This is a genomic window from Mycobacterium sp. AT1 (assembly GCF_002043095.1).
GTDB lineage: Bacteria > Actinomycetota > Actinomycetes > Mycobacteriales > Mycobacteriaceae > Mycobacterium.
Window position 1 is genome coordinate 100,282 of sequence record NZ_MVOC01000010.1, and the last position, 12,698, is coordinate 112,979.

Consider the following 12,698-nt stretch of genomic DNA (forward strand, 5'->3'; position numbering starts at 1 on the left):
CGTCAGACTATCCAGGTCCAGAGGTAGGTGTGTTTGAGTGTTCCTACGGTGTCGAAGGTTTCGACGCTCTGTACGCCGGGAAGCAACGCGATCTCGTTGTGGATCGCCGAGATCAAGGACTGGCGATCTGGGGCGATCATGACCGCCATCAGATCGAGGCGGTCGAGGACACGGGTGATCTGAGCGACGTCTTCGCGCTCGGCCAGCAGCTTTGCGACGGCGTTCACCTTCGCGGGCGCTGCCTTGATGCCGACGAACGCGTGGGCGCCCAAGCCGGATACGACGATGTCGGACACTGCCTGAATGCGGAAGACGCGGTCGGCCTGCATGCGTTTGATGCGACCGCGCACCGTCCCCTCGGAGACACCTAGGTCGGCAGCGATCTGCCGGTTGCTGCGGCGCGCGTTGACCTGCAACGAGGCGATGATGGTCAGGTCCATCTCATCGACGGTCTCACTGGGTTGGGCCATGGGGGTGGAGCCGGCGTCGGCGCCGAACAGTGACCACTTCGATTCGTACTTCAGGACGTCCAACGCCATGCTGGCATGTATCGAACGAACACCCTTGATCTTGGGCAGCACTGCTCCGAACAGTTCCGCGATGTGCAGACGATCCCGTCCCAGGATCGGGACGATGATGTCGAACCGGCCAGTGGACACCGTCACCGCGATCGATTCGGGGAGTTTGGCCAGGTCTGCGGCCACGTCGTAGACGGATCTACCGCCGACGTTGATCATCGCAAACGCGAATTCGCGATGGCCGAACAACCGGATGTCGGTGATGGCGACGACGCGCATCACCCCCGACTCTTCGAGTCGCCGCAGCCTCGCCGCGACGGTCACCTCGTTGACCTTCAGCTTGGATCCCAGCGAGCGATTGCTCTCTCGCCCGTCGATACGGAGAAGCTCGAGCAACGCCCTGTCCAAGTCGTCCAGTTCGATGGCTGTCGGCGCTACGGCGGGAATGCTCGGGGTGTTCTGTTGACCCGCCCGATTAGTCGACTTCGCCACTACCCCGTCCTCATCCGTTCACCGAAGTTCGTGCGCGGCGGTGATCCGCCCACGTGGAGGCGCACCTGTGTACGTGGTCCGTAGGGCCAAACGGTGCAGCTAGAGAGCCTCGTGCAGGGCTTACCGTATCAGCTGACCTCGGGGGCGGGTGGCACCCAAGGCGCTTTGCCTCCCCATGTCCACTGCAAACATCGTGGACCACCGTTTGTGCAGATTGCTGAAAGAACACATCGATTCGAAACGCAAGTTGAATACCTCCCGCAGCTTCTGGAGGCGGGCAAAGCGCTGGTACTCGGCACCACGCCGGAATGTGCTCACTGGCAATGGGTTTGCGGTCACCAGGTTCGGCGCTACACGATCCAGGTCCACGCATAGGCGTGCTTGACCGTCTTGGAGCTGCACAGAGTCTGCACCCCGAGCGTTCCGGGGAGCACCGAGATCTGGTCAACCACCGTGGCCAAGAGCGACGTGCGGTCAGGGGCGATCATCACGGCGATGAGGTCGAACCCGTGCAGTACGCGATCGATTTGAGTGATGTCGTCGCGCGGAGTCAAGACCTCGACGAGTGCATCGACGCTTCCGGGGGCCGCCTTGATTCCGAGGATGGCGTGTGCGCCCATGCCTGCGGTATCGAGGTCGCACACCGCCTGTATGCGGAAGACCCGGCGAGCAAGCATGTGCTTGATTCGCCCCCGCACCGTGGCCTCGGAGACCGCGAGCTCGGAAGCAAGATCGCGATTGCTTCGGCGTCCGTCGACTTGGAGAAGGGCGATGATGGCCAGATCCATCTCGTCGACGTGCGGGCCGGGCCGAGGCGGAGGGGTGGTGGCGTCCGTGTCTGCGAACACCGCCCAATTCGATTCGAACTTAAGCACTTCGAGTCCCACGCAGCCGTGAATGTTGGCCACTCCTGGGATAGCCGGCAGCGTCGATCCGAACAACTCGCTGATATGGCGGTGGTCGCGGCCCAGCACTGTCGCGACCGCGTCGAAGCGTCCGGTACAGACCGTGACCGACATCGTCTCGGGTATCCGAGCCAGATCCGCGGCCACTGCGTATGCAGATCTCCCTGAAACGTCGACCATCGCAAACGCAAGGTGGCCGTGTTCGAGCAGTCGGATGTCGGTGACGGCGGTGACGCGAAGGCGTCCTGATTCCTCCAATCGGCGTAGGCGCGCGGCCACCGTCACCTCACTGACTCCCAGCTGCAGCGCAAGAGCGCGGTGGGTCTCCCTGCCGTTGCGCCGCAGACAGTCGACGAGCATGCCGTCGAGCGCGTCGGGAACCTCGGGATCCGGATGTCGTTGTGCCCGGCGGGCTCTGTTGGGCACTTCGGCGGCCGCTTCAGCTGGCCGCATGGCGACTCCACGACGGGACCGCCTCGGCTAGGCATCGAAATGTGCGCCAGACGTACGCAAAGCGGATTGGCATATGCGGAGCATATCCACTTTGCGTTTCCCACGGGCTGATGTGCCGTCGGATGTGGGATTTGAGTAGGGATGCGATGGTCTGGGCCGGGCATGTGATGGTTCGATGCGAGTTAGCAAAAAAGTCAAGCATTTAGGTCAAAACCACGGGCATACGGTCCATAATGCAAAACAGACCTTGTATTTGCGTACGCATATATGAGATACATCATATGTGGCCTAGCGCACAATGCGCCGACATGCAGAACTACGAGAGGACGCCACCCGAATGACCCAGGTGCTCAGTCAGGGGCCGACGTATCCGGTACCGCCCGCCGATCTATCCGCTCCGCACGTGTGGAGCATGGCCTTCACCGTCATCTGCCTGATCTTCTGGGCGCTCGCGCTGATCTGGGTGGTGCGGTTGGCCATTCGCGGGGACAGGTTGGGATTGGTGTTCCTCATCGGCGGCCTGTGCATGGGGCTTCTCGAGCCGTATCTCGACTACCTCGGCTTGTTGTGGTTCGCCACCGACAACGTCGCGGTCACCGTCAACCTGTTCCAGCGGCACATACCGCTCTACGTCGTGTTGGGCTACTCGTTCTTCTTCGGTTTGCAGGCCTACGTGATCTACCGCGCCATCCTGTTGGGCAAGGGTGCGAAGTTCTTCGTCTACGCCTACGCGCTCTCGTGGACTTTCGATGCCGCCCTGCAGATCACGGGCGCTCAGTTCGGTCTGTACAAGTACTACGGTCAGCAGCCGTTTCTGTTCTTCGGTGCGCCGGCCTGGTGGTACACCATCGATGCCACCCTGCAGCTGACCGCCGGATTCGTCTTCTTCCTGCTGCGCCATCGCCTGGTCGGCTGGGGTCAACTGATCGTCATCCCGATCCTGCCGGGCCTCTACGCAGGGCTCAACGGCGCCCTCGGGTGGCCGACGTTCACCGCGTTGAACAGCAACTTCGATGCCGATTTCAACGGGAACGGCTCCACGGCACTGGTGTACCTCGGAGGTGGGGCGACCGTCGTGCTGAGCCTTGGACTCACGTGGCTTCTGATCAGCGAGATCGGCCGTGCTCAGCGTCGGGCGGGCATCGACGTAACGGGCAGTGTCACTTTGCGTGAAGTCCTGCTGGCGAAGATCGGGGTGGGAATCGGTGCCCGCGATACGGCGGGCAGTACCTCCGCAAGTTCTGCGCCCCAACCGATTCGCCACTGACGAGACTAGATAAGAGGAGCACGTCATGACGTACAAGGTCATCAGCTGGGGACCCGGGGAAGTCGGCGGCACCGCGCTACGCGCGATGTTGAAGCGCCCGGAAATCGAGATCGTCGGCTGCAAGGTGTACAGCGAGGCCAAGGACGGCGTCGACGTCGGAGTATTGGCCGGGGGTGACCCCATCGGAGTGTTGGCGACGACCGACACCGAGGCGCTGATCGCGCTGGATGCCGACTGCGTGGTCCACACACCGATGCTGCCGTTCGACATTTCCGACACCGACGCCGAGATCATCCGGCTCCTCGAATCCGGCAAGAACGTGGTCTCTGCGGTGTCCTATACCGCCCCAGAGTTCTTCGGCGAGGACTACCGCGACAAGTTCGAAGCAGCCTGTCAGCGCGGTGGTGTGTCGTTCCACGGCAGCGGTATCTACCCGGGCTTCGTCGAGCGGCTCGCCGTCGGGCTGACCGGCTGTGTCACCGAGGTCGACCACGTGACCATCGTCGAGGCCGCCGACGGGATGCGCGCATTGAGCCCCATGGTGTTGCAATTCGCCGGTTGGGGACAGGCGCCCGACGTCGTGGCTGCCGGAAACGCGGTGACCGACGTGCAGAAGCGGTACTACTGCCAAAGCGTCGCCTACGTCGCGCGGCGCATATTTGGTCTCAATGCTGACGAATACGAGATCGAAACGACCTTCCGTGGCATCCCCGCCACCGAGAGGTTCGAGGCGAGCCCCGAACTCATCATCGAACCGGGTCAGACATTGTTGCTACACAACACCTATCGCGGACTGATGGGGGATCGCGAGTTCTTTCGTGGAGACTGGTACTGGTACCTCGGGGAGCAGAACTATCCCCTCGCCAGCGGCGCAGCCGGCGGCTCGCACTACGAAATCGCCATCAAGGCCGCCGGTACCGATATCGCAATGAACTTCGATGCGACAGTCGACCCCGACGACCACATCGCTGCCACCACCTACCTGACCGCGGCACCCCTGGTGACCGCGATCGTTCCGGTGTGCGCGGCACCGCCGGGGGTGGTGTACCTCGACACACCGTCCTACGCCGCGAAGTCGCTGGCCGACTTGGCAGTTCGTTCGACAGTCGCGCAGCGGTGAACCGATTCGACGGGGCCTGACGTTCATGATCTCGTCCGTGTCCGATCGGTCCGCGACGTCGCGGACCGATCGGATCCCCGGAGAGCCGGGCGTGTGGGTGTTCCTCATATGCGAAATGGTTGTATTCACAGCACTCTTCGGCGTCATCGCCTTCAACGCAAGCCACAATCGGATGGCTTTTGCCGTCGCCCAGCAGGTGCTGAATACGCCCTTGGGTCTGATCAACACCTGTGTGTTGATCGGCGGATCGGTATTGGTGATGCTTGCGATTGCGGAGGTGCAGCAGCAGCAGCGGCACTCCAAGGCGGCCCGCCTGATGGCCGTGGCGATGGCGTGCGGTGTGACGTTCGCGGTGATCAAGGGGATTGAATACGCATCAGTGCTACAGCACGGAATGTGGATCCACACCAACGTGTTCTGGCTGTTGTTCTTCGCCGTCACCGGCGCTCACCTACTGCACGTCTTCGTCGGTGTCACGGTGCTGGGGCTGGCCCGTAGGGCCGTGGCGAAAGGCCTACCCGGATCGCGTGACCGAGACCTGTTCCTCTCGGCCGCCTGCTACTGGCATCTGGTGGACCTGTTGTGGCTAGTCATCTTTCCGCTCTTCTATCTGGTGAACTGAGATGACGACGATCAACGATCGGTCGCGCGGGCCGTCGGCCACCGCACTGTACGTCGGCTGCGGCCTACTGCTCCTGACGCTGGGCTCCTATGTGCTTGGCATCGATCACCTGCTGGGCTTCTCGCATGCGGCGATGGCGGTCGTGCTGGTGATCGCCTTCATCAAGGTATGGCTGGTCACTTCGTACTTCATGGATGTCCGACACGCACCGAGATGGCTCGGTGCCATCGTCAACTGTTGGATCGTCGCGACCTGCTTGTTGGTGGTCGGACTCTATGTCGTGCCATGACCGTGCATCCCGTCGCGGGTGCTGATCGGACCCAGATGACAAGGAGCGCAACAATGGTGACCTCGACGGATCGACCTTCTCGCGGTGCGACCAGGGTTGGCATCATCGCGGGGTGGGCGCTCATCGCCCTCATGGGAACCGGATTCCTGCTCGGCGACTTCCTCCCCCCGCCAGGTCCCTACGATGCCGCGACGACCGCCGCCTACTTCCACCAGAATGTCGACCTCAAGCGGTTCGCCGTGATCTGCCTGATCGTCGGCGGCGCCATGTTCGTCCCCTTCGGGGCTGCCATCGCAGACCGGATCCGTCGCGTCGAGGGTGTGGGCCCCGTGTTGGCGATGTGCCAGCTAGGTGCATCCATTGCCACCGCGACGTTGATGATGGTCTTCGGACCGATGTTGCTGGTTGGCCTGCAACGCCCCGAAATGCCAGACTCCAGCTATCAACTGCTCAACCACGTGACGTGGATGGCGTGGGCCGGACTCTGGCAGCCCGGAGCGTTGCAGGCCGTCGTCACCGCCGTGGCGATCTTCAGCGACAAGTCACCCGTACCGGTCTTCCCGCGCTGGGCTGCCTGGTACAGCCTCTTCATGGCTTTCGGCTCCCTGACGGGTTCGCTCATACCGTTCGTCGTCAGCGGTCCTCTTGCGTGGAACGGTGTGATCGGATTCTGGGTAGCGGCCCCGGTGTACTTCGCGTGGTTCGCCATCATGCTCTCGCAGCTTCACATCGCAAATGAAAACGCCCGCAGCGATTTTCGCATCGACGTCGGGGATTCACCGATTGATGCCGATGATCGTAGAAGCGCAATCCCGTCGTCCATCGCCGAGTTCGTCGGCGAACAGAGCAAAGGGGAATCCCGTTGACAACGGTTCACCGCACGTGCAACCTCTGTGAGGCCCATTGCGGAATCACAGTCGAAGTCGACGGCACCAAAGTAGGGCGCATCGCCGGCGACAAGGATGACGAATTCTCCCGCGGGTATATCTGCCCGAAGGGCCCGGCGCTTGCCGACCTGTACACCGATCCCGATCGGCTCCGCCACCCGGTCCGGCGAGTAGGGGAGGGGTGGGAACGGATCAGCTGGGATGAGGCGTTAGATTACGTCACCAACGGAATACGGACGGTACAGCAGCGATACGGAAACGACTCCGTGGGAACGTATCTCGGTAATCCCGGCGCGCACAACTGGAGCTTCTATGCGTTCTTCGCGTTTCGGGCAGCGCTGGGCACCAACAGCAATTGTTCGGCGTCATCACTGGACCAGAGCCCGCAACAGGTCGTCAATGGCGAGGTTCTCGGCAATGCTGCCGTATTTCCCGTGCCCGATCTGGACCGCACCGACCACATGCTGATGTTCGGGGCGAATCCCGCAGCTTCGAACGGTTCGGCGATGACAGCCCCCGGTATGCGCCGCCGACTGCGCGATGTGATCGACAGGGGCGGTGCGGTCGTCGTGGTCGATCCTCGCCGGACGGAGACCGCCGACCTGGCATCCGAACACGTCGGGGTGCGACCGGGTGGAGATCCGTTCCTGCTACTCGGGATGCTGCATGTGCTGTTTGTCGAACGCCTCATAAAGCCCGGTCGTCTGGCATCTTTCACTGACGGCATAGACGAGTTGCGGGCGGTCACCGACGAGTGGCCGCCATCGCGCGCAGCTCTGCACGCCGGTGTCGAGGCCGAGACCATTCAACGGCTGGCCCGCGACTTCGCCGCGGCCAGTGCGCCCGTTGCCTATGGCCGGGTGGGGGTATGTCAGACGCGAACCGGCAGTATCACCCAGTGGCTCATCCTTGCGCTGAATGTGGTCATGGGGCGCCTCGATTCACCGGGCGGTTTCATGTTCGCCAAGCCGCCCGTCGATCTCACGCTTGCCGGCCGGTTGGGCACCCGCAAGGGCATCATCGGCCTGAAAAGCTCGGCGCGGGATGCGATTTCAGGTCAGCCGATTGTCAACTGCGAGTTTCCGGTGGCGACCCTTCCTCGGCAGATCGACGCAGGGCGGGTGCGTGCCCTGATCGTGCATGCGGGCAACCCGGTGCTCTCCGCGCCCGGTGGTAGACAGCTCGATGCGGCGTTGGATCGGTTGGACTTCATGGTCGCCGTCGACATGTACGTCAACGAGACGTCACGTCACGCGCAGGTCATCCTGCCGCCGGTGTCTGCTTTGGAGCGTGACGACCTGGACTTGGTCTTCGCAGCCATGTCGGTGCGCAATCACATCCGATACAGCTCGGCTGCGGTACCGAAAAGTCCTGACGGACGTGAAGATTGGGAAATCCTGAACGCCCTTACACAGCGGTTGTGGCGTGGGACGCGCGGAAGGCTGATCGCGCACACCATGGGACGCATGTCCCCGCAGCGGCTGGTCGAGTTCATCATTGCGACCAGTCCGCGCGGCGTCCTTCGGGCCGGGCGCAAGCGGGGCCTGACCTTGGGACGCATCAAAGCGGCGCCGCATGGTGTCGATCTCGGTGCACTGGAACCCTGTTTACCGGGCGCTTTAGGGACGAAGAACCGTCGTATCAATCTCGCTGCCCCGCTGCTGCTGGCGGAAGTGGCCCAGCTGACGAAGCGAGCCGACGAGGATGTGGCCGCGGCCGGCAACGGTTTTGACCTGACGCTGATCGGCCGTCGCCAACTGCGCGGCTGCAACTCGTGGATGCACAACTCGCCGCGACTCATGAAGGGTGCCGATCGTTGCACCGCGATGCTGCACCCGGAAGACGCAGCGCGGCGTGGCCTCGGCGACGGTGACGTGGTTCGCGTGAGTTCTACGATCGGGTCGATCGATCTTCCCCTGCAGGTCACCGAGACGATGCGCCGCGGCGTGGTCTCGATTCCGCATGGCTACGGGCATGACCGGCCCGGCGTCGGTTGGCAATTGGCGGCAGCCAAGCCGGGCGCCAGTGTCAACGACATCAACGATCCGGCGGTGTACGACGTGTTGTCCGGTAATGCGGCGATGAATTCGGTGCCGGTGAAGATCGAGCCGCTGGCCGGTAGTTGATCGACCCACATTGTTGCGGGACCCGGTTGATTCATTCCGGCCGGTGTCGAGTCGACACGAGATAGCACTCGATCATTTGCTTCAGCTCATCGATGATGTTCTCCCGTCGCGATCGGAGGGACGGATCGGCAGCGACGTCGATGATTACCGCCAGCATGGACTTGAAGATCACGAAGGCCCGATCGCGCTTGCGGGCACCGTCGATGCGGTTGAGCGGACCGAGGAGTTCGATGACGTCGAGCGACTCGTCCATGGCCGCAAGCACACCTGGAATGGTCCAGATGAAGGGCACCTCACGAAACAGCACGTGAATCAGCGCTGCATCCTCGGATGCACGGGTCATGACGGCATCAAGCCACGCCCCTACCTGTGTTGCTTCGTCGTCCCCGTCGTGGATGTGCTCTCCCGAGAATGCCAATGCGTCCCGGGCAAACATCGTCGCGACGGTTCGTATGACGTCGTCCTTGTCGGCGAAGTATTGATATATGGACCCGATGCTGACGCCCGCGGCTTCGGCGATGTGGTTGGTGGTCGTCGCCGAATAGCCGCGGGATGTGAGTACGTCGGCCGCTCCCCGCAGGATCGCGTCGACTGTGGCGCGTGATCTCGCCTGGGTAGGGCGTCGAAGACCTCGCTCCGGCAGCTTATGGCCGTCCTCACGAACGCGAGTAGACATGAGTTAATACTCACATTATCTTCATGTGATGGCAATTACCGCCCTCAGCTGGGCGAACCGGCGTCGTTGGTGCGGCGTTGCCACCTTGATCGGGCCCACGCCTACCTGTGTGAAACTGCAGCCTGCCCGAGGCCCCGCATCCGTTCACCGCCTTCGGCACGATGGGCTCGCACTCCGCAACGGATCTGCTTCCTCGCCTTCATCGCACCGCAGCTGCGTTCTATCACCGGTTCCGCGGCGACCTTGACGTCGCGCTACCGACTGCCCGACGGATTTCCGGCTACCACGGCAAAGTCACTGGAATGCTCCCCGAAGACATCGGCGGGGGTCGCGCGGGCCAGCCGTGTCAGGCGAACGAGCAAGACCTCGTCATCTGGGTCTGGGCGACGACCATCCAGCTGCTCACGGCGAATGTCGGCGCCTTGCTTTGCGATTCGGAATCAACGACACACTGCTGCCGCTGAGGTGGCCGGCTTTCGAGGACTATTTCGACGAGTACGCCGCGTCGGGTGAGTACCGAGTACATCACGATGATTGGAGTAGACATGGTTGGCCCGACTGGGGTTTCGGTGGTGGCGTTGGGCGGTCGTCCCGAATGGGTGACGGCCTCGAGTTCGGCATGGGCGTACACCGTGGTCGTCGGCGTGGCCTTCGCGATCTCGGTGCTTTGGTGTCTCGTGTACGTGGTACGTCAGCGCGACGCGTTGCCCCTGGTGATGCTCGTTGGTGGGCTGATCTCCATGGGTCTCGAGCCTGCGGTCGACACCTTGGGCAAGGTTTGGTACGCCCATGACAATCCGTGGGTGGTTTACGTCGGGATGGGTGTCCCGCAGCCGGCATTCCTGCTGATGGGTTATTCCCTCTTCTGGGGTGGCGCGGTGTACATCGCGTCGCGACTGGTCCGCAACGGTACATCGATCTACAAGGTGTTCGCGGCAGTATTCGTGATGGATCTCTTCGTCGAGTATCTGGGCGTCAGCGTGCTAGGTGTTGGTCTGTACTACGACTTCTCGCCGCTGAAATTCTGGGGCTTCCCGCTGTGGTGGGCCTTCGTCAACGCGGCGGCCGCGGTGGTCGGAGTCTGGTTGGTGCTCACCTTGGAGGACCGAATGACCGGTTGGCGGCGCGCGGTGTTCCTGGTGACGCCGGCGACCGCGTTCGGAACCACCCATGCCGCGTGTGCCTGGCCGGTGTGGTTGGCATTGCATTCCGATGCGCCGCAAGGGATTGGCTATATCGCTGCGGTGTATGCCATCGCGATGTCGCTTGGTTTGACCGCTTTCGTCGCGGCGGAACTGCGTACCAAGATGCTGCCCCGTGCCGGTGTCGCTGCGGCGGTCAAAGGCGAAGCGGCCAACGTCTCGTCCTAGTCGACGAGCCGCCTAAGCCAAGCCGACCAACGAAGGGAAGGCCGATGATCTCAATCGCTCGCAGTGGTACGGCGGGGAATGGACTCGCACGGAAAGTCTCTGCACCGGTGGTATTTTGGGCCGCCCTCGGTGCAGTGTCGGTGGTGTACATCGTCATTGCCCTGACGCTGTGGGCGGCGGGCGGCATCCAGGTGGTCGATCCCGGCACCGACACCATGCCCACCGCGAAGCGCGTGATGATGCACGTCGTCGAGTGGGGACAGGTCGGAGTCTTCGTCGCCTTGTTGTGGTTGGTCGTCATTCGGCCGCTGGTACGTCGCCAAAGGCTGGGTTTCGACGGTCTCTTTCTGCTCGCGGCCGTGTTGCTCAACTTCTGGGACCCGCTCGACAACTACGCAAGATTCGCCTTTCAGTACAACGCCTTTCATCTCAACGTCGGCTCGTGGGGCGGCTACATCCCTGGCTGGCAGAGTCCGAACCCCGAACTGTGGGTGGTGCCGATAGCCTGGGTGCTCAGCGCCTACGCGTGGGGGTTCTTCCTGGCCGCGAGGTCGGGATGTGCCGTCATCGAGGGCCTGGAGAGGCGCCGTCCACAGTGGGGATGGATGCGGCAGTACGGGGTGGTGTTCCTTGTCAACGCCGTGATCGCCGCCGCCTCCGAACTGGTGTTTCTGCAAATCGGTGCGATCGTGAACATCCTGCCCTACGAGGAGTTCACCTTGTGGAACTCGACTTTGGGTGCTTGGCCGGTCTACAACCCATTCCTGTTCAGCGCCACCTGGACGGTGTTGACGGCCCTTCGCCGGTCTTCGCGCTTCGACGGACTCTCCTTCGTCGAGCGCGGCGTCGACGGACTGACCTCCTCGCCGAAGGCGCAGAGCGCCGTCCGCTTCCTCGCCATCTTTGCCTTCACCGAAGTCGCCTACATCGGTCTCTACTTCGTGCCCTTCAACCTGTTTGCGATGATGCGCAGCGTTCCCGCGGTGCCATTGCCGTCGTACTTCCCCACGCCATGACACGAGCGATCCGCCGAGGAGGTGAAGGTCTGCAACGGGAAAGGCGGCAATCGCGATGACCGGACCGACGTCCAGTATCGATACGACATGGTGGCTGTTCATCTTTGGTGGCCTGGCCGTGGTGACGGTGCTCGTCATGATCGCGCTCGGTGTCCGACGCCGGGATATCGCGCCGGTCGCCCTGTGCATGGGTGCGCTGATCTGCGCGATAAACGAGCCGGTCTACGACCTGCTGGGGAAGTTCGTCTACGCCGAGAACTCGTGGGTGGCCTTCGTGGCCTTCGACCGCAAGATCCCGTTGTTCCTCGTGGTCGGATATGTGCCCTGGGTGGCCGGCATCTCGTTCTGGGTTTCCGAGCTGATGGCTCGCGGAGCGTCGCGGCGCTCCATTCACCTCATCGCGCTGGCGTCATTCGTATCGGTGGTTGTCGTCGAGACGTTTGGGAACCTCACCAAGGCGTGGATCTACTACGGCGAACCGCCGCTGAAGTACCTGGGGGTGGCACCCGGCATGGCGGGTGTACCGATAGTCTGCGGAGCACTGATCTACCTGCTGGGGACGATGCTGAAAGGCAAGAAGCGGATCCTGATCGGCGTCGTGCCGCTCTTCGCGCTGCCGGCCGTATTCGCGTCATCGTGCGTCTTCATGTACGCCTCATTGCACTCGTCGCCGTCGAAACCTGTTCAGTACCTTGCCGGAATCGCCTCGATGGCCTTCATTGCCGTCATAGTCGCGGCCACCTCGGCACTGGCCGCGCGGTGGCGGCAGGGTGAGCTGGCCCTTCACGCACAGCGCGGGCAGTAACTCAGCTCGGCCCGGTGGACGTGGCTCTCGATTGTCCGGACAGAGAGCGACACCGACTCGGCGGCCTGACGATTCTTGCGTGACGAGCGCACCGCCACTTCACGCTCGCGGTCGGTGAACGGCGGGGTGAAGGAAGGCCGGCGGTCAGCAGG

13 protein-coding genes and 1 pseudogene are annotated in these 12,698 nt (G+C 62.7%); 10 read left to right on the forward strand and 4 right to left on the reverse strand.

Annotated features, from left to right (window positions below):
• Window positions 1-2: 2 nt before the first annotated feature.
• Entirely contained in the window at window positions 3-1,010 is a 1,008-nt protein-coding gene (locus B1790_RS05825; RefSeq protein ID WP_079922263.1) for an Lrp/AsnC family transcriptional regulator, read from the reverse strand.
• A gap of 350 nt (window positions 1,011-1,360) precedes the next feature.
• Window positions 1,361-2,368, reverse strand: coding sequence for an Lrp/AsnC family transcriptional regulator (locus B1790_RS05830; protein ID WP_079922264.1), 1,008 nt, complete (start codon window positions 2,366-2,368; stop codon window positions 1,361-1,363).
• 337 nt (window positions 2,369-2,705) lie between these two features.
• On the opposite strand from B1790_RS05830, the gene B1790_RS05835 reads away from it, so the two are divergent.
• From B1790_RS05835 to B1790_RS05860, 6 genes are read left to right on the forward strand one after another with little or no spacing between them, the layout of a single operon-like run.
• Complete coding sequence (locus B1790_RS05835) at window positions 2,706-3,635, forward strand: hypothetical protein (protein ID WP_079922265.1); 930 nt, start codon at window positions 2,706-2,708, stop codon at window positions 3,633-3,635.
• A gap of 25 nt (window positions 3,636-3,660) precedes the next feature.
• Complete coding sequence (locus B1790_RS05840) at window positions 3,661-4,755, forward strand: hypothetical protein (RefSeq protein ID WP_079922266.1); 1,095 nt, start codon at window positions 3,661-3,663, stop codon at window positions 4,753-4,755.
• A gap of 37 nt (window positions 4,756-4,792) precedes the next feature.
• The gene (locus tag B1790_RS05845; protein WP_158083767.1) at window positions 4,793-5,377 is read left to right on the forward strand and encodes a cytochrome c oxidase subunit 3; all 585 of its coding nucleotides are present in this window, start codon (window positions 4,793-4,795) and stop codon (window positions 5,375-5,377) included.
• A 1-nt stretch (window position 5,378) separates the two neighbouring features.
• A complete protein-coding gene (locus B1790_RS05850; protein ID WP_079922268.1) occupies window positions 5,379-5,666 on the forward strand; it encodes a cytochrome C oxidase subunit IV family protein in 288 nt (95 codons plus the stop codon).
• A 53-nt stretch (window positions 5,667-5,719) separates the two neighbouring features.
• The gene (locus B1790_RS05855; RefSeq protein WP_079922269.1) at window positions 5,720-6,532 is read left to right on the forward strand and encodes a hypothetical protein; all 813 of its coding nucleotides are present in this window, start codon (window positions 5,720-5,722) and stop codon (window positions 6,530-6,532) included.
• Window positions 6,529-8,679, forward strand: coding sequence for a molybdopterin-dependent oxidoreductase (locus tag B1790_RS05860; RefSeq protein ID WP_233164953.1), 2,151 nt, complete (start codon window positions 6,529-6,531; stop codon window positions 8,677-8,679). The genes B1790_RS05855 and B1790_RS05860 overlap by 4 nt, the downstream gene beginning before the upstream one ends.
• 31 nt (window positions 8,680-8,710) lie before the next feature.
• Here B1790_RS05860 and B1790_RS35195 read toward each other — a convergent pair whose 3' ends face one another.
• Both B1790_RS35195 and B1790_RS35780 read right to left on the reverse strand, forming a co-directional pair.
• Window positions 8,711-9,115, reverse strand: a complete 405-nt coding sequence (locus B1790_RS35195; protein WP_233164954.1) for a hypothetical protein — start codon at window positions 9,113-9,115, stop codon at window positions 8,711-8,713.
• Window positions 9,116-9,139: 24 nt separating this feature from the next.
• Window positions 9,140-9,355: pseudogene (locus B1790_RS35780) on the reverse strand (helix-turn-helix domain-containing protein); the annotation flags it as partial.
• Window positions 9,356-9,477: 122 nt separating this feature from the next.
• Here B1790_RS35780 and B1790_RS35785 point away from each other — a divergent pair.
• The 4 genes from B1790_RS35785 (at window position 9,478) to B1790_RS05885 (ending at window position 12,546) form a co-directional block, all read left to right on the forward strand.
• Complete coding sequence (locus B1790_RS35785) at window positions 9,478-9,819, forward strand: oxygenase MpaB family protein (RefSeq protein ID WP_369832293.1); 342 nt, start codon at window positions 9,478-9,480, stop codon at window positions 9,817-9,819.
• Window positions 9,820-9,999: 180 nt separating this feature from the next.
• Complete coding sequence (locus B1790_RS05875; protein WP_142271058.1) at window positions 10,000-10,725, forward strand: hypothetical protein; 726 nt, start codon at window positions 10,000-10,002, stop codon at window positions 10,723-10,725.
• 107 nt (window positions 10,726-10,832) lie between these two features.
• Window positions 10,833-11,741 (forward strand): spirocyclase AveC family protein, encoded by a 909-nt coding sequence (locus tag B1790_RS05880; RefSeq protein WP_158083769.1) that lies wholly within the window; start codon window positions 10,833-10,835, stop codon window positions 11,739-11,741.
• A gap of 55 nt (window positions 11,742-11,796) precedes the next feature.
• Window positions 11,797-12,546: a hypothetical protein gene (locus tag B1790_RS05885; RefSeq protein ID WP_079922275.1), complete on the forward strand. Its 750-nt coding sequence runs from the start codon at window positions 11,797-11,799 to the stop codon at window positions 12,544-12,546.
• The last annotated feature ends 152 nt before the right edge of the window (window positions 12,547-12,698 follow it).